The organism is Micromonospora sp. CPCC 206060 (assembly GCF_036906895.1).
Lineage (GTDB): Bacteria > Actinomycetota > Actinomycetes > Mycobacteriales > Micromonosporaceae > Micromonospora.
Genome location: NZ_JBAKHU010000096.1, coordinates 1 through 16,247 on the forward strand (window position 1 = coordinate 1; position 16,247 = coordinate 16,247).

At 71.3% G+C, this 16,247-nt stretch carries 14 protein-coding genes; 7 read left to right on the top strand and 7 right to left on the bottom strand.

Going from position 1 to position 16,247, the window contains the following annotated elements; translation table 11 throughout:
* The first annotated feature begins 828 nt into the window (after positions 1-828).
* Complete coding sequence (locus V6U90_RS30015) at positions 829-4,266, top strand: phosphocholine-specific phospholipase C (protein ID WP_334443862.1); 3,438 nt, start codon at positions 829-831, stop codon at positions 4,264-4,266.
* 153 nt (positions 4,267-4,419) lie between these two features.
* Here the strand turns inward: V6U90_RS30015 and V6U90_RS30020 are convergent, their stop codons facing one another.
* From V6U90_RS30020 to V6U90_RS30045, 6 genes are all read right to left on the bottom strand, one after another.
* The gene (locus V6U90_RS30020; RefSeq protein ID WP_334443865.1) at positions 4,420-4,551 is read right to left on the bottom strand and encodes a hypothetical protein; all 132 of its coding nucleotides are present in this window, start codon (positions 4,549-4,551) and stop codon (positions 4,420-4,422) included.
* A 175-nt stretch (positions 4,552-4,726) separates the two neighbouring features.
* Entirely contained in the window at positions 4,727-5,965 is a 1,239-nt protein-coding gene (locus tag V6U90_RS30025; RefSeq protein ID WP_334443867.1) for a hypothetical protein, read from the bottom strand.
* 387 nt (positions 5,966-6,352) lie between these two features.
* Positions 6,353-7,726 (bottom strand): multicopper oxidase domain-containing protein, encoded by a 1,374-nt coding sequence (locus tag V6U90_RS30030; RefSeq protein ID WP_334443870.1) that lies wholly within the window; start codon positions 7,724-7,726, stop codon positions 6,353-6,355.
* Positions 7,723-8,964 carry a hypothetical protein gene (locus V6U90_RS30035; RefSeq protein WP_334443872.1) on the bottom strand — a complete coding sequence of 414 codons (1,242 nt, stop codon included), beginning with the start codon at positions 8,962-8,964 and terminating at the stop codon, positions 7,723-7,725. The genes V6U90_RS30030 and V6U90_RS30035 overlap by 4 nt, the downstream gene beginning before the upstream one ends.
* On the bottom strand, positions 8,961-10,118 hold the full coding sequence (locus tag V6U90_RS30040; RefSeq protein ID WP_334443873.1) for a hypothetical protein: 1,158 nt from the start codon (positions 10,116-10,118) through the stop codon (positions 8,961-8,963). Before V6U90_RS30040 ends, V6U90_RS30035 begins: the two co-directional genes overlap by 4 nt.
* On the bottom strand, positions 10,115-10,828 hold the full coding sequence (locus V6U90_RS30045) for a helix-turn-helix transcriptional regulator (RefSeq protein WP_334443875.1): 714 nt from the start codon (positions 10,826-10,828) through the stop codon (positions 10,115-10,117). The genes V6U90_RS30040 and V6U90_RS30045 overlap by 4 nt, the downstream gene beginning before the upstream one ends.
* A 49-nt stretch (positions 10,829-10,877) precedes the next feature.
* Here V6U90_RS30045 and V6U90_RS30050 point away from each other — a divergent pair, with 49 nt between their 5' ends.
* The 4 genes from V6U90_RS30050 (at position 10,878) to V6U90_RS30065 (ending at position 13,941) form a co-directional block, all read left to right on the top strand.
* Positions 10,878-11,690, top strand: a complete 813-nt coding sequence (locus V6U90_RS30050) for a DUF2249 domain-containing protein (RefSeq protein WP_334443878.1) — start codon at positions 10,878-10,880, stop codon at positions 11,688-11,690.
* Positions 11,691-12,104: 414 nt separating this feature from the next.
* Positions 12,105-12,524 (top strand): pyridoxamine 5'-phosphate oxidase family protein, encoded by a 420-nt coding sequence (locus V6U90_RS30055; RefSeq protein ID WP_334443880.1) that lies wholly within the window; start codon positions 12,105-12,107, stop codon positions 12,522-12,524.
* A gap of 115 nt (positions 12,525-12,639) precedes the next feature.
* Positions 12,640-13,080: a hemerythrin domain-containing protein gene (locus V6U90_RS30060; protein ID WP_334443882.1), complete on the top strand. Its 441-nt coding sequence runs from the start codon at positions 12,640-12,642 to the stop codon at positions 13,078-13,080.
* 147 nt (positions 13,081-13,227) lie between these two features.
* Positions 13,228-13,941, top strand: coding sequence for a DsbA family protein (locus V6U90_RS30065; protein ID WP_334443884.1), 714 nt, complete (start codon positions 13,228-13,230; stop codon positions 13,939-13,941).
* An 8-nt stretch (positions 13,942-13,949) separates the two neighbouring features.
* Here V6U90_RS30065 and hemG read toward each other — a convergent pair whose 3' ends face one another.
* On the bottom strand, positions 13,950-15,314 hold the full coding sequence (hemG, locus tag V6U90_RS30070; RefSeq protein WP_334443886.1) for a protoporphyrinogen oxidase: 1,365 nt from the start codon (positions 15,312-15,314) through the stop codon (positions 13,950-13,952).
* Between the two features lie 290 nt (positions 15,315-15,604).
* On the opposite strand from hemG, the gene V6U90_RS30075 reads away from it, so the two are divergent.
* Entirely contained in the window at positions 15,605-15,793 is a 189-nt protein-coding gene (locus tag V6U90_RS30075; RefSeq protein ID WP_334443888.1) for a hypothetical protein, read from the top strand.
* 182 nt (positions 15,794-15,975) lie between these two features.
* Positions 15,976-16,247: DUF6444 domain-containing protein (locus V6U90_RS30080; protein ID WP_442933697.1), on the top strand; the 272-nt coding region annotated here is incomplete at its 3' end.

Sequence of the window (16,247 nt, forward strand, 5' to 3'; positions counted from 1 at the left end):
TCAACTTTTACCGATCACCACCACGCCGGACATCCATCACAACCGGGCACCTTCAGCCCATACGAAACACGGCCTAACTGAACGGCGTTGGACCTAGATCAGTACTGCGCACACCGTCGCCCAGCTCGCCGAGGCCATCGGTCAGGTCGAGGTGAGCTGGGCGACCTGGCGGGACGGGCCGGTGTTTCCGGAGCAGGCCGGTGGTGGCAGCGGTCGCGCCGCGCGCCCGGCTCTACAATCCTGCGAAGCTCTCCGCCTACGCAGAGATCTTCCCGAAACGTCCTCGCGCCGCCGGCGGTTCTCCCCAGCCGCAGCCGCGCCAACTCCTCCCGCTCGTCGCTGGTCAACCCGTCCGTCCGGACGCCGGCGTCGAGCTCGGCCTGCTTGACCCACTCCCGCACCGCGGTCTCGGTCAGATCGAAGCGTGGCTTCTTCCCCATGCCCTCCATGACGAACATCCTCCCGAGGAGCACACAGCCCCTCTGATCCGGGATGTCCGTCAAACCGGTCAGGCCCAGAGCAGAGGCGGGCCGGTCAAGGCTCGGGCCACCCGCGATCGGGAGACTGGCCCTACGGCAGTCTCCAGGCGTTGGCCCTGATCCGGATAGAGGCCTCCGGTTCGCGCCGGCAGAGCAGGGCGGTCTGTGACTGGATGGACCCCATGCTCGTCGTCACATAACCCGATGAAGTCGTTGACGTTCGAACGGGCGCGAACGGAGAACTTGGCTATACCACCGATGGAACGTTCCATGTTGATGATTGAACAGTCAACGAAGATTCGACGCTCAGGGTTATGTCGTGTTAACGGAGTGACCTAGCCTCCGCTCCATGTCTGAGATCTCCCGCCGCGGGCTTCTCGGTGCCATCGCCGGTGGCACCGCACTCTCTTTACTGCCCCCGTCACTGCTGAAGGCGATGGCAGCGCCGCTGCCTCCCGGTGGTATGGATGCGATTGAACACGTCATTATCCTGATGCAGGAGAACCGTTCCTTCGACAACTACTACGGCACCCTCAAGGGCGTGCGCGGCTTCGGCGACCGTACGCCGCTGCGTCTGCCCACCGGGGCCACCGTCTTCGAGCAGCCGCGGTCCGGCGGTGGCGAGGTCCTGCCCTTCTCGGCCCGGCAGGCGGCGGTCGACGCCGGCCGCCCCGAGAGCGACATCCAGTACCTCGGCGCGCTCCCGCACGGCTTCTCCGACGCCAACCAGGCACGGGCGAACGGCTGGTGGAACGACTGGGTCGCGGCCAAGGGCCAGAGCACCATGGCCTTCTACGACCGGCGCGACATCCCCCTCCAGTACGAACTGGCCGACCGTTTCACCATCTGCGACGCCTACTTCTGCTCGGTCTACGGCTCGACCAACCCCAACCGCAACTACCTGTGGACCGGCACGACCGGCTACGAGCCGGGCGGCGTCAACCGGGCCGTCACCAACGCCGCATACTCCTACAGCCACGCGGGCTACGACTGGACGACGTACCCCGAGCGCCTGGAGGCCGCTGGCGTCTCCTGGCAGATCTACCAGGAGTGGGACAACTTCACCGACAACGCGGTGGAGTACTTCCGGCCCTGGAAGGAGATCGGCCGGAAGATCCTCTCCAAGGTCAGCGGCCAGTACTCCACCACGGAGCAGTTCTACGACGGCCTGTGGGGCAAGACCGCAGACCAGCGGAAGGCTGCGCTGGCCCAGTTCCAGCAGGGCGTCGACTCGCTGACCGAGGCGGAACGCCGGCTGTTCATGCGGGGCGCCTACCGCTCCGAGCCGGACACCCTTGTCCAGCGGATCAGGTCCGACATCAAGAACGGCACGCTGCCGAAGGTGAGTTGGCTGGTTCCGACGGCGGCGCTCTCCGAGCACCCCAGCACCTCCACCCCGGTCGGCAGCGCCAACCTCATCTACGACCTCCTCGACGCCATCGCGAGCGACCCGAAGACCTGGTCGAAGACGGCTTTGTTCATCAACTTCGACGAGAACGACGGCTACTTCGACCACGTGCCCGCCCCGGTCGCGCCCCGGCCGGACTCCGGAAACAGTGACGACTGGTTCAACGGCCGCCCGGTCGGCCCCGGCCCGCGGGTGCCGATGACGGTCGTCTCGCCGTGGACGGTGGGCGGTTTCGTCTGCTCGGAAACGTTCGACCACACCTCGGCCATCCGGTTCCTGGAGAAGTGGACCGGTGTCCAGGAGCCCAACATCAGCGCCTGGCGCCGCAGCGTGTTCGGCGACCTGACCTCCGCATTCGACTTCAACCGCGGATACGCGCAGCCCACGCTGGAGCAGCCCGGCCCGGTGCCGTCGGCGGTCGGCCGCTGGAACCCCGCACCGCCGAAGAACCAGTCGCTCCCGCAGCAGGAGGCCGGCACCCGCCCGGCGCGCCCCTCTCCGTACCGGCTGTCCCTGCGGGCCGACGTCACCGGCTCCAACGTCCGCCTCCGGCTCGACAACGCGGGCACCACCGCCGCAACGTTCACCGCATACCCCGGTGACGGCACCGCCCCGCGCGCGTGGACCGTTTCCGCAGGCGGGACCGCCGACAACACGGTCGGGTACGGCGCCGACGGCTACGACCTGCAGGTCAGTGGCCCCGGCTGGTCCGTCTGGGAGTTGCGCGGCACCGGTGTGGGCGCCGAGGCGTACCTGGTCGAGCAGGCCGTCCCCGGCCAGGTGATGGTCCGGTGCGCCAACCCCTCCACCGCCACCCGCACGCTCCTCGTCGGCGAATCGGTCTACCCGCGCAACCCCGGTGACCATGTCCAGACCGTCACCCTCGCGCCCGGCGAGACCCAGACCGTGCCGATCCACCTCGCCGACCACGGCTGGTACGACGTCGTAATGGTCGACCAGGGGGACCCGGCGTTCCTACGTCGGATGACCGGCCGCCTGGCCGACGGCGGGCCCGGCGTCACCGACCCGGCGACCGGTGCCGCCCCAGCGCTGGCCGCGACGATCACCCTGCCGAAGCCGCTGCCCTTCCTGGACACGCCGTTCGCGCAGGGCAACCCGGCCGATGTCGTCGTCACCGTGCGGAACCAGGCCGACGCCAAGCTCGACCGGCTCTCGGTCGCACTGCTCGCCCCCTCCGACTGGACGGTCGAGCGGACCGCCGCAGCGCCGACCGTGGTCGCCGCCGGCGACTCCGCCGATGTGCGGTTCACCGTCACGCCCGCCCCGAACGCCACCGCAGGCAGCCTGGTGGTCGCCGCCCACGGCGACGGCAACGGCCTGCTGAGGCTCGCCGACGCACGTGTCCGCTCCCGGGTCGCCCCTGCGATGAGCGTCTCGCTGACCGGTCCGGCGAGCTCGCCCGGCACCGACGGCACCGTGATCTCGCCGGGCAGGCCGGTCACCGTGACCGCCACCGTCAGCAATGCCGGCGGCACCCCGCTCACCAGCCTGGCCGCCACGCTGGCCCTCCCGACGGGCTGGACCGCCACCCCGAGGGGCGACGCGCCGGCGGCCGTTCCGGCCCGCTCCTCCGCCCGCCTGGAGTGGGACGTCGTCGCGCCCGCCTCGGCCGCGCGCGCCTCCGGCAGTCTCAAGGCGACCGTCACGGCGAATCTGAGCGGCAGCGTCCAGCAGGCGACCGCGTCCCTGTCCGCCAAGACCGGGCCCGTCATGACCGGCTACCTGCTCGCGGAGGACTTCGAGTCCGTCGTCGCCGCGCTCGCCCCGGCGGCCGACCTCAGCCGGCCCGGCCTGCTCGGCTGGACCCGGACCACCCCCGAGGGCTGGACGGTCACCAACGCGCCGGCCATGCCGCAGGGCACCCGGGAGCTGCAGGGCTGGACCTTCCTGTCCAAGCAGTTCTGGTTCCCCGGCGGGCAGAACCGCCCCAACTTCAGCCGATCCCTCGGCGTCGTCGCGGTCGCCGACCCCGACGACTGGGACGACACCGGCAGCCCGTCCGGCCGGGGCCGGTTCGACTCGACCCTGACTACCCCGGCGGTCGTCATCCCGTCGGGAACCTCCACCCTCCACCTGGGCTTCGACTCCCACTACCGGCAGGAGAGCCCGCAGGAGGCCGAGGTCACCGTACAGTTCGACACCGGCGACCAGGTCCAGCTGCTGCACTACAGCAGCGCCACCTCCGGGAACACCAACCAGGGCAAGGACCAGGAGAACCGGCTCGTCCAGCGCTCCTGCCCCGTCCCGGCTGGGGCCACGTCGGCGAAGGTCAACTTCCGGATCTTCAATGCAGGCAACAACTGGTACTGGGCGATCGACAACGTCCGCCTGGGCACCAGCCCGATCGCCGACGCCTGAGCAGCCAGCGGCCTGACCGCCTCCGCGCGGGGATGCATGGTCGTCCCCGCGCGGAGCCGCGGTGATGCGCCAAAAGGCGGGCCCGCAGCCAACACCCAGGTATGTGCATCCATAATGACGCGAGGTGCGTGCCGCCCGGTACCGACGAGCCAGTCAGGTACCGAACTCCTCGCCGAATACCTGTGCCCCCTGTTCCGGCGACTTTGCCAAGCCAACGCCGAGCACCGTGCCGCTGACCGCCACATCGAGGAAGAACAGGTCGGTCCGTCGACCACCGCGTGCCATTTGTTGTCCATGTCCCTGGCGCGGTGGCCACGGCGGATCATTGCCCACTGCGCTGCCGTCCACACCCGCTGCGGCGGCGGGATGCGCGTCGGCGACGGCACCGGGGATATCGGGCGTACATCGGCGTGAACGGTCGGCTCCTGCTCGGACATGCCGCCATTCTCCGGTGAGGTCATCACCGCGTACCGCCGGTCGGGGTGGTGCCGGCGAGCCAGCCGGTCAGCAGCCGCGTGGTGTCCGCGCCGAGCGTGGGCGCTGCTCGGTCTAGCAGCGTGGTCAGGTCGGCATGCTCGGCGGTGCTGACGGCCAGTTCGGGCCTTGCGGTCCGCCGCCATCCGGACCGGGCGGCGTCGCGGGCCAGGCGGGTGGCGTCGGCGAGGCCGCGGCGGGCGAGCTGGGGGTCGGGGTCGGCGGCCAGGATCAGCGCGGCGCGCAGCCATCCGGCGGTTGCCTGCGGGCGAAGCAGACGGTAGCCGGCTCTGCGCAGTTCGGTTCGTGGGTCGGCCAGCAGTTGCCACGGCAACGCTGAGGGCAACCTACGGTACAGCGGGAGCAGCGCCGCGGTTGCCTCGCGCACCACGGCCGGCGACGGGTCGCGCAGCAGCGGCTGCATCTCATTGACCTCGACAGCGTCCAACTGCCGCAGCGCCCGTATCGCGGTTGATCGGATCTTCCCCGACCGGTGGGCGAGCAGCGGCCGCAGCAACGCGGCATCGGTCGCCGACCCGGTCTCGGCCAGACCGCCGATGGCACCGGGCCCGACCGACCCGGCGCACGCAACGGCGGCGCGATAGTGCCCGAGGATGTTCACACCGTCGCGGCGGGCGGCGTCCCGGGCGATCGCCCGCACCAGCGGCGACCCGTCGTCCAGATAGCCGGCCGCCTCCTCACCGAGGCCGGCGCGGGCCAGACCGGTCACGGCGTACGCCCGCACCTCGGCGCGACGGCTGTGGGCCAGCCGGCGAAGCAGGTCAAGCCTGCGGGTCCACACCGCCTGCCGGCAAACCGCCTCTGCGGCCTGCACCCGGATCCGCACATCAGGGTGCGACTCAGCCGCCGTGACCAGATCCGCCAGCGGCCACCAGCCCTGCCCCAGTTCGATATCGAACACGAACCGCCGCAACTGGCGGTCACCCGCCGTGAACAGGGACTGGCGTACCTCGACGGACGCGGTCAGCAGCGCTGCCAGCGCCTGGGAGCGGGCGAAGCCGGCGCGGGTCCGCGACTCCACCGCCAGGATGATGGGCAGCGCCGCCGGAAGACAGCCGTCCGGATCGCCCGCCAGCAGCAGCGCCAGCGCGGCTCGCGCCCGGTCTCGTACCGGGGCCACCCAGTCGGCGGCACGCAGCACCAGGAACGGCACCAACGCCGCCGCCGGCCGGCCCAGCATCGCCGCGACCGCTCGTTCCCGCACACGCCCATCGCCATGCATGCTGCCCACCGCGACCGCGATCGACCCGGCCGGACCCGAGGTGAGCCGGGCTGCCAACCGCGCGAGAACCGACGAATAGTACGGCGAGCGCCATGCCACCTGCCGCACATGCCAATCCAGGCCGACCACCGCCTTCGGCGATCTGGCTACGACAGCCAGTGCAGCCTGAGCGAAATCCTCGTCGCCGCCAGCGTCTACCTCGGACAGCACGTCAACCAGCCGTCCCCGAGCCTCCCACCCACCCCCGGCCGCCTCGTCCACCGCCACCGTCAGGGCAACCAGCCGAGATTCCGGATCCCCTACCGCCGGCCGTCGACCCCGATTATCTCGCTTGAGCCACGTCACGCCAGACACACCCAATCATGCACGTCATCGAACCCGGATGAGGCCGCGAGCGCCCCGTTCGGCGTCGACCATGGCGTGGGTGACAAACGGGTAGTGACCCGGCTGGGGGAGCACGGTTTCGACGAAGCCGCCAGCGGCGGGGGCGAGATCGAGGATCTGGGCGGCGCCGGGGTCGTCGGGCCGCAGTTGCCATCTACCTTCGGCGTAGACGGTGTCGAATTGGGCGCCGACGATGTGGAAGGCGCTGGCCCGGTTGGGGCCGGCGTTGAGCAGCCAGATCCGGGTCCGTTTGCCGGCGTCGGCGGTCAACGGCCGGTGCGCGTACTGGGAGACGTAGCCGTTGAAGATCACCGCGTCAGGTCGTTCGGCCTGCATCTTGGCCAGGTCGCCGGGTTGGCCGTCGGCGCCAAGGTACAGCTCGGACTGCACGAGGACGTACTCGTGGTCGACGGCGGGCAGGCCGGGTGGGTCGATGATGACTGCTCCGAACATGCCGTTGCCGATGTGGTGCAGCATGGGCATGGTCGAGCAGTGGTACATCCAGATGCCGGCCTTCGTGGCGGTGAACCGGTAGGTCAACCGCTGGCCGGGGTCGATGGGGCGCATGGGCTCGTCGGGGGCGAGAGTGCCGGCGTGGAAGTCGATGCCGTGGTCGATGCTGCCGTCGTTGATCAGGGTGATATCGAAGGTGTCGCCGATCCGGCCGCGCAGGACGGGGCCGGGTACGGTGCCGTTGAATGTCCAGAGTCGTTGCCGCACGCCGGGCGCGACTTCCCGTACGACCTCCTGCACGCGCAGGTCCATGCGGTGGATCCGGCCGGTCGGGGTGGGCGGGGCCGCGGCGTCGCGGGCGGTGAAGCCGGCTGCGGGCTTGGCCATCGCGTCGATGCGTGGCGCGGGCACCGGACCGGTGGTCGGCGAGGTGGGATGGTCGTGATTGGCTGCGGCGGGCGTCGTGGTGGTGGTGATGGTCAGGGTCATGCCTGACTGGCGGTGTCCAGGCAGTGAGCACCAGCCCTCGATGGTGGCACCGATGATGCCAGCGTCCAGGCGAGTGGTGGCGTTGCGGGCAAGGGCGGGGGTCTTGGCTCCGGTGGCCAGGACGAGGTCGTGGCGGCGGTGGTCGCGGTTGGTCAGTTCGATGACGAGCCGGTCACCAGTGGGGACGGTGATGCGGTCTGGGTGGAAACGCATGCCGTCGGCGGTGACGGTGACGGTGGTGGTGTGCCCGGTGGGCGTCATGCCGGCCGTTGCGGCGGTAGAGGTAGTGACGGGTGCGGTGGCGCGGTGGCCGGCGACGCCGATCAGCACGGCCAGCAGGACCAGGGCAAGTCCGACCGCGACGCCGCCGAGCGGTCGCGCCGGTGCGGCGGAGGGGACGGCGGCAGGTGGCGTCATGGTTGTCTCCGGGAAGCGAGCAGGACGTGCACAGCGGGGATGAGGAATTGCAGCAGGGCGGTGAGGACGAGCAGCGAGGTGGTGATCCGCACGTACGGCGGCGCCGGAAGGACGAAGACGGCCAGGGCGGCGTTGGCCATGGCGACGCGTTGCGGCCAGTTGCGGTCCAGCCGTTCGGTGCGCTCGCGCACCAGGGCCGGGCCGCCGCCGAGGACCATGGGCAGCAGGTACGCCAGCGCACCGAGCAGAACCTGGCCGACGAAGCCGACGAGGAGCGGGACGAGGACGGCGCCGAACCGGTCGGCCGCCGCGGCCGGGGTGGGCGCGGACAGCAGGGTGAAGGCATCGACGCTGAGCGCGACGAGCAGCCAGGCGGCGGCGGCCGCGATGGACCAGCTCGGGAACGAGGCCGGTGTCTTGTGGCGGGCGGCCTGTGCGGCGGGTAGGGCGGTGAGCAGGGTGGCGGTGGCGATCAGCGCCAGCCCGCCGGCGGCCAGCGGCGGCCACCAGGCCAGTGCCCCGATGCCGAGCGCCGCGAGCCCGGCGACCGCGATCGGCAGCGCTCGGCGGGCGGCGGTGACGGCGCCGTCGGCCATTCGGGTGCGCAGCACGGTGGGCCACAGGGTGAGCAGGGTGCCCAGCACGGTCAGCGTCACCCAGCCGAACAGGTTGACGTGGGCGTGGAACAGCAGTAGTCGCGGCCGACTGTCGCCGTCGGCGACGAGCATCCAGGCGCCGACCGGAATCCCGGTCAGCAGGGCGCCGATGGCGGCCAGGTAGTAGTGGACCGTGACGGTGAAGCGGGCGGGCAGCGCGGCGCGCAGCCGCGCGGCCAACCACGCCAGGTGCGCCGCGACCGCGGCGAACACCGTGCTGGCGCCGACGACGCCGGGCAACGGTTGGTCGAGGACACCGCTGGCGAGTACGCCGACGACGCCGAGGTTGAGCACGCTGAGCCGGACGCTCTCGCCGCGCCGGTTGGCCGGTGCCGGGCAACGCAGCACCGCGGTGGTGAAGTGGGCGCTCCAGACGACGATTGCGTTGGTGACGGCGCCGAGCAGCAGCAGGTGGATGGCCAGCCACCGCCAGGAGGGCAGGAACGGGTGGGTGAGCGCGACGGCGACGAGCGCGGCGAGGTACGCCAAGGGCAGTATTCCGGCGCGGCGGTGCCAGCTCGCCCGGCCGGTGGGGCCGGCGCTGTTGGCCAACATCTCGTTCCTCTCTACCGTGGCCTTCATGACACGTCTGCCGCGACGCTCTGCTGGCCTGATGACGGTGCTGGCACGACCGTTGGTGCCGTCCGCGCTGGTGGCCGATGCTGTAGCGACAGGGTGACGGCGCAGCCGGCAAAGCCGAGCACCGCGGCCACGTTGACGACACCGGCCCACCGCCACATCTGCTCCATACCGCCGGCGTCGCCGGGGCCGACGCGTACCAGCAGCGAGGTGTGGAGCACGACGAGGGGTGCGTAGAGCAGCCGGTGGTAGGGCAGGGGCCGGCGCAGCACGGCGGGCAGGATCACCGGTGCGTGCACGAAGATCATGGACATGACGAAGCCGAGGAAGACCGCGTGCACGGCGGCGTCGTACCGGGGGCCGTTCGATGCCGGTCCGGCGCCGGCCCACAGCACGCCGGCCACTGCCAGCCATCCGTATCCGGCCAGCAAACCCACGGCGATGTAGCGGGGGAGCGCCCTGGCCCGGACGGTGTGGCGGGCGACATCGAAGACGGCGAGCCACGCCGTGACGGCGAGCAGACCCGCGCCGAACAGGTGCGCTCCGGTGGCCGGCCACAGTGTGGCTGCCGTGGCGCTGGCCAGCAGAGCGGCCGTGGCGGTGAGGAACCACCGCTCGGCGTGCGGGTGGCTCAGCGCTACGTGCGCCAATTCGAGGCGTTCGCCGGCGATCGTGGCCACGACGAAGACCGTCAGCCATGGCACGATCTCGGCAACCTGGTAGCCGGCCAGCCACAGCAGCGTGGCCGCGTACCAGGCGAACGCGCCGACGGCCTGGGCGAGCAGCGCAGCGGTGGGCTGGCGGCGCCACAGCGCCCGGTAGATCCCGAGCAGGACCACCGACGCCGCCATGAGCAGCGTCTTCCCGGCCAGCGTCGGCCCGGTGGCAACCAGCACGAGCCCGCCCAGCCCGGAACAGGTCGGGGCGAGCAGCGCCCATCGAGCGCCGAGCGCGACCGCGCGTTCCAGCGCGATCAGGGTGCCGACGAAGCCGAGGACCATCAGCGGCCCGTGCACCTTTTCTACCGCCACCGGTGGCGTGGGTACCGGTGTGCCGAGCAGCAGCAGGCCCGCGTACAGGCCGGCCAGCAGCGCGCCAGCGGCGGCGGCCAGGGCGGGCAGCCGCCACCGGACGGGCACTCCGGTCGCGCGGCTCACGACTGCCGCTCGGTCGCTCGTGGCGCCGCTGGCGGCAGGCGCACGACGCACGCGGCGGGCGCGCCGAATGGCTCCAACACCACCGGTTCGTCCGCCGCGCCGTCGTGCTGCAGGATTCCCCGGACGACGCCGAGGTGCAGCCCGCACATCGCGTCGGGGTTCTGACCCACCAATTCCAGGAACGGGCAGGTCAGCAGGTGCAACTCTGCCCCGGCGCCGCCGTCCTCTGCCGGCTTCCGTCGTGGGCTGAAACCCAACCCGTCCAACACCGTCATGACCGCGTCAACCGGATCGTCGCGGCGCGGACTGGCGGCGGCCAACTGCCGGCCCCACCCTTGGCCGACCTGGGCCGCGGCCGCCCCGACGTTGCCGCCGATGCGGGACAGGTGGGTGAGCAGGGCTGCCGCCAGAGCCCGGTAGGCGGCCGGGGCCGGATCGGCCGCCGACGCCCGGTACCGCCAGGCGGGACGGCCCGGCAGCCCGCCGCTGGCGCGCGCCTTGACCAGCAGCCCGGCTTCGGTGAGCCGGTCCAGGTGGGCGCGGGTCGTGGACAGGTGCTGCCCGGTGTGCGCGGCCACCTCGGCGGCGGTGACGCCGCCCTCCGCGGCCCGTACCAGGCGCAGGATCGCCACTCGGCTGGCCGAACCCAACGCCCGGTGGCGCGGCGTGTCGATCGTCTCCCCGCTGGGGCCTTTCTGCGGAGTTTCCATGTCGCATAACGTTACAACGTCAAAGGACGTAGAAACACTGGAGGTTCTCATGTCACAGCCGGACCTCGTCGCCGACGAACAGGCCGCGCGGGCGGTGGTGCGCCACCACAGCGATTTGGCCGCCGTGCTGACCGGACACGTCACGCGACTGGTCGACGCCGTCGATGTCGGCACCCTGCGGCAGGTGGGGGCGTGCCGCGACGAGCTGGTGACCTGGCTGCACGGCGAGCTGCTGCCGCACGCGTACGCCGAGGAGGCGGCCCTGTATCCGGCCGCCGCCGACCTGCCGGCCGGCAAACTGCTGGTGGAAGGGATGCTCGGTGAGCACCGCGCCATCGCGGCGCTGGTCACCGAACTGGAGCAGGCCACGTCCCCGACGGCGGCAGCTGCCGCCGCCCGCGCCCTGCAAGCGGTCTTCGCTACCCACCTGGCCAAGGAGAACGACCTCGTCGTGCCCCTGCTGGTTACCGCCGACACGGTGTCCCTGGCCGGGCTGCTCGACGGCATGCACGACATCATCGGCGCCGACAGCGGCTCGTCCGCAGGCGGCTGCGGCGGTGGGGCCGGCGGATGCGGCTGCGGCGGGGACGCCGCCAGCGCGGACGCTGCGGCTCCGCTGCTGACCATTGACCCCCGCCTCGACGTGCGTGAGCTGCCCCACGGGGAGCGGCACGCCCGCGTTCTGGCCGCCCTCGACGCCCTGCGCGCCGACGCTGCGATGGTTCTGGTCGCCCCGCACGCGCCCCGGCCGCTGCTGGCAGAGATCGACGCCCGCTACGCCGGGCAGGTGACCGCCGAATGGCTGCAGAACGGCCCGGACGTCTGGCAGATCCGCCTGCGCCGGCTGGCCGTAGCGGCCTGAGCCTGTCTCATCGATGCCGGGGCGGTGAAGGTACCGCCCCGGCGCCGGTAGGGAGGAGATGGTCCCTCTTCGCCTGCCGGCCGGTCGCCCGCGTAGCCCGTCGCGCAGCAGGCCGGGCAGCCCTGACGGGCGCTTCCCCGGGAGCCCGCTGCGGGCCCCCTCGGCGGCCGATCATCCCCGCCGCGTTCTCCATCTGATCCAGCAGGATCGGCAGCACGGCAGCCTTGCCAGGCGTCGGCCCGGCGACGATCCGCCGGCACAACGCCTCGGAGACGGGACCTTCGGCCCCATCAGCCGAGGCCACATGACTGCTGTGATCGGCGCCCTCGCCCCGCCAGGCTTGGACCGGCGGCAACGGTCAGCCACCGGCCGCCGCAGGTCGAGGACTCGCCGGCCGAACACCAAGGGAGCGCAATGGACGACCGACGGATCCTGCAGGAACTGTCCCGACACGAGGCCTTACGGCTGCTGGCGGGCGTCGCCATGGGCCGGGTGGTGTTCACCCAGCGGGCACTACCGGCGATCCGTCCGGTGAACCACATCCTCGACAACGGAGACGTCATCATCCGGACCAACCTCGCCTCGTCGGTCGCCGCCAACGTCGACCGTAGGCCCGGCACCGTGGTCGCCTACGAAGCGGACGTGATCGACCCGGATACCCGGACAGGATGGAGCGTGGTCGTCACCGGCGTTGCCCACCTGGTCGACAACCCCCGCGATCAGGCGCGCTACGAAGCCCTCCTGCGTCCCTGGGTATCGAACCCGGCCGACTGCGTGCTGCGCATCCGCCCGGACATCGTCACCGGATTCCGGCTGACACCCCAGCCTGCCTGACGTCCCAACCTACGGCGGTGGCCATTGCGCCGCGTCACAGGCCCAACGGCCCTACTCCTAAGAGACTCACCGGGGCAAACTCGAAGTATCACCAAAAACCGCCAGGAGATCAGTCATGTGCAACTACTGCGGCTGCCGGGAATTCCCGCTGATCGGTCAACTCACCGAAGAGCACGAGGCGATCGCCAACGCTGCCGGCCGGCTGCGCACGGCGGTCACCTCCGGCGCAGGGGACCCTGTTGTCCTGCTCGACGAGTTGCTCGCCCTGCTGATGCCGCACACCGACACCGAGGAACGCGGCCTGTTCGTCGAGCTGCGCGCCGAGGGCAGCCTCACCGAAGCGGTGGACCAGCTGTGTGACGAGCACGACGACATCCACGGCGTCCTCGGCGCTGTCGACCGCGTGGCACCGGACTGGCCGGCGGTGCTGGCCGCCCTGGACCGGCTGCATCGTCACATTGACAACGAGGAACACGGGCTGTTCCCGGCTGCGGTCATTGCCCTGCCGATTCCGGCGTGGGACCGCCTCACCTCGCCACAGCCCACCTCGGCATAGCGGACCCGGACAGCCCTCGTACCGAACACGGTGTGGCTTCGCCGCGACCGGGTGACGTCGCCCAGGGCCGTGGGCCGTGAGCCCGGCCGCAGCCCGCTGATGCCCGTCGAACGACGGATGACTTTCCAGTGATGAGGAGGACGACAGGTGAGCAAGCGGGTCGGTCAGAAGCAAGCGGCGCGGGTGGTCCGCGAACAGCTGGCACGCGAACGCCGTCGGCGCCGTACTGCGTGGGTGTCGGGGATAGCCGTCGTGACGCTGGTCGCCGCTGGCCTCGTCGGGTTCGCCGTGTTCTCCGCGCAGCGGCCCAAGGGCAACTTCGCGGTGCCCGCGACAGCCACCGCCGACCGCGCCGGCCTTACCGTGGGCTCCGGCCCGGTGACCGTCGAGCTGTACCTGGACTACCTGTGCCCGGCATGTAGAGCGTTCGAACAGGATGCCGGCGCGACGCTCGAGCGGCTGGTTGCGGACAAGCGGATCACCCTGGTCTACCATCCGGTAGCCATCCTCGACCGGTACTCCACCAACGCCTACTCCTCCCGGTCCGCTGCTGGAGCGGGTTGCGCCGCCGATGCCGGCAAGCTCACCGAGTACACCGAGGCGCTGTACGCCGATCAGCCCGCCGAAGGCGGCCCCGGACATTCGGACGAGCAACTGGTCAACCTCGCCGCCGGGGCGAGCCTGCCGCAGGACGAGTTCGGGCAGTGTCTGCGCGAGAACCGCTACGCGGACTGGGTCACGCACGTCACCGACGCGATGAGCGCACGCGGCGTCAACGGCACTCCCACTGTCTTCGTCGACGGCCGCCAACTGCCGCGGCCCACCGCGCAGACCCTGACCGCCGCCGTCGACCAGGGCTGAGCCCGCACTCATGAATCCAACAGGTACCCACACACATCCTCTGCGGCCGCCTCGCCGCTGGCGATACAGGCCGGAATGCCGACGCCGTCATAGGCCGCACCGGCGAGGGCGAGACCGGGTGGCAGGCCGGCCCGGGCGGACGCGGTCCTTTCGAGGTGTCTGACCGCGTACTGCGGGAGCGCGCTGTCCCATCGCTGCACCCAGGACGCGACCGGCAGCGGAAGACTCGAACCGAGGAGGGCGCTCAGCTCGGCATGCGCCTGGGCGGTCAGGACCGGGTCATCGCGTTGCAGCCGTTCCTCTTCGCCGGCGTGACCGAGCGAGGCCCGAATGATCACCGGCCCGCCGTCTCGGCCCAGGTGGGTCCACTTACGGGTGAAAAACGTCGCCGCCTTGACGAGGGTGCCCTCGCTTGCCGGGACCAGGAAACCGGACAGCTCCGGCAGTGCAGTGTCGTACGGCAGCGCCATCGCGACCAACGCGACGCTCGCATAGGTGAGATCACCGACCGCAGCCGCGCCGGACGCGTCCCGGGCGCTCGCCAGTAGTCGCGACGCCGGCTCGGCTGGCACGGCCAGCACCACCGCGTCCACGTCGTCGACCTGCGGGGCCGCCGCCGGGCCGAGCGTGACCCGCCAGCCACGCGCCGTACGCGCCAGTTCCCGCACCGACAGTCCGAGGCTGATCCGGGCGCCGCTCGCCACCGCGGCTGCCCCGACCAGCCGGCTCAGCCCGCCCTCGACGGTCGCGAACACCGGTCGCCCCGGCACCCGCACGGTGGCGGCCTGGGCGGCCCGGACCGCGCCGGTCAGGGTGTGCTCAGTGCGCGCCGCCGCGGCCAACGCCGGCATGGTCGCCGCGAGCGAGAGCTGGTTGGCGCGTCCCGCGTAGACACCGCCCAGCAGTGGGTCGACCTGCCGCTGCACGATGTCGTCGCCGTAGCGGGCGCGGACCAGCGCACCCACCGTAACGTCCTCGTCCGCGCCCAGCAGGGGGACGCCGGTATCGCCGTCATCGCCGGCGGACTCCCGCGGGATGCCCATCAACGTACCGGGTGAAATGGGTTCGAGGCGCCCGCCGATGGCGAGGGCGGCCTGCCCCGCCGCCGGGTGCACGAGCTCGCCGCCCAGGCCCAGCCGCCGGGCGAACCGTACCGCCGCGGACTCCGTCCCGTCGGGCGCACCGACCAGGAACGACTCGGCACCGCGCTCCACGGTGGTGCCGGCCAGCTCACCGGTGCGCAGCTTGCCGCCGAGCACGCCACTGCGCTCGTAAACGACAATCTCGGTGTCCCTTGGCGCCCGGTCCCGGATCCGCACCGCAGCAGCCAGCCCGGCGATCCCACCACCGATGACCGCAACCCGCCTTCGCATAGGTCGACAATCTCAGAGAGCGCGGCCCACGACCGATCCGGGGCCATCATGTGTGACCTCTACCAGGCAGCGTGTCGCCGACCTTGGCGACCGGAGCTCGTGGTGCCCCTTTTTAGTGCCAGTTCGGGTCTAACGGCCCTGCACACGTGCTCGCCCGAGAAGCACAGTCGGACGAAGGCTCGGCCCATCGTTCGTCGATGTATCGGGAAACGCCATGGCCGCCATTCAGATCACCGATCGGGACCCGGGCGGAGGGGCCAGCTACGGCCCACGGCCTGTCCACGTCACCGATGAGCGACCTCGTCGAGGTCCCGGCGTCCCGCTCGCTGCTTCGCGAGTTGCTCGCCGTCGGCCATCCGGCACTCGTCGTGCGGATCGGCGTTCCTGCGTCCGAGCGTCCGGCCACGGTGCTCGCGCCACGCCGTAAGGGCTCGGACATGGTGGAGGTAGTCGACCACGCCGACGACGACGGCAGCTGATCGAGGAGGTTGACCGCCCGGATCGACGGTAACGCGGTGACCATGCCGTCCGACACCGTCCATCCCCGGTGACTGGTCAGGTGCTCGTCGGCGGGTCGGCTTGACCTGGGTCGTTCGGGTTGGATCATGGTTGGGTGTCCGGAACGCCGTCCATCGTGGAGCTGCTTGAGCGGCTTGCCCGGTTGGAGGCCCGGGTTCTTGAGTTGGAGCGGGACAACGCCGGGTTGCGGCGGGAAAACGCCGGGTTGCGGCGGGAAAACGCCGGGTTGCGGCGGGAAAACGCGGTGTTGCGGGCGGAGAACGCGGATCTGCGGGCTCGGCTCGGGCAGGACTCGTCGAACTCGTCGCGGCCGCCGTCGTCGGATGGGCTGGCCAAGCCGGCGCCGAGGTCGTTGCGGGCGCGTTCGGGTCGGCGGCCGGGTGGGCAGCCTGGTCATGAGGGTCGCACGTTGCG

Excerpts from the sequence above, each read along its gene's own strand:
- V6U90_RS30015 (WP_334443862.1), top strand. The coding sequence starts at position 829 with ATGTCTGAGATCTCCCGCCGCGGGCTTCTCGGTGCCATCGCCGGTGGC.
- V6U90_RS30020 (WP_334443865.1), bottom strand. The coding sequence starts at position 4,551 with ATGGCACGCGGTGGTCGACGGACCGACCTGTTCTTCCTCGATGTGGCG.
- V6U90_RS30030 (WP_334443870.1), bottom strand. The coding sequence starts at position 7,726 with ATGACGCCACCTGCCGCCGTCCCCTCCGCCGCACCGGCGCGACCGCTC.
- V6U90_RS30035 (WP_334443872.1), bottom strand. The coding sequence starts at position 8,964 with ATGAAGGCCACGGTAGAGAGGAACGAGATGTTGGCCAACAGCGCCGGC.
- V6U90_RS30045 (WP_334443875.1), bottom strand. The coding sequence starts at position 10,828 with ATGGAAACTCCGCAGAAAGGCCCCAGCGGGGAGACGATCGACACGCCG.
- V6U90_RS30050 (WP_334443878.1), top strand. The coding sequence starts at position 10,878 with ATGTCACAGCCGGACCTCGTCGCCGACGAACAGGCCGCGCGGGCGGTG.
- V6U90_RS30055 (WP_334443880.1), top strand. The coding sequence starts at position 12,105 with ATGGACGACCGACGGATCCTGCAGGAACTGTCCCGACACGAGGCCTTA.
- V6U90_RS30060 (WP_334443882.1), top strand. The coding sequence starts at position 12,640 with ATGTGCAACTACTGCGGCTGCCGGGAATTCCCGCTGATCGGTCAACTC.
- hemG (WP_334443886.1), bottom strand. The coding sequence starts at position 15,314 with ATGCGAAGGCGGGTTGCGGTCATCGGTGGTGGGATCGCCGGGCTGGCT.
- V6U90_RS30075 (WP_334443888.1), top strand. The coding sequence starts at position 15,605 with ATGAGCGACCTCGTCGAGGTCCCGGCGTCCCGCTCGCTGCTTCGCGAG.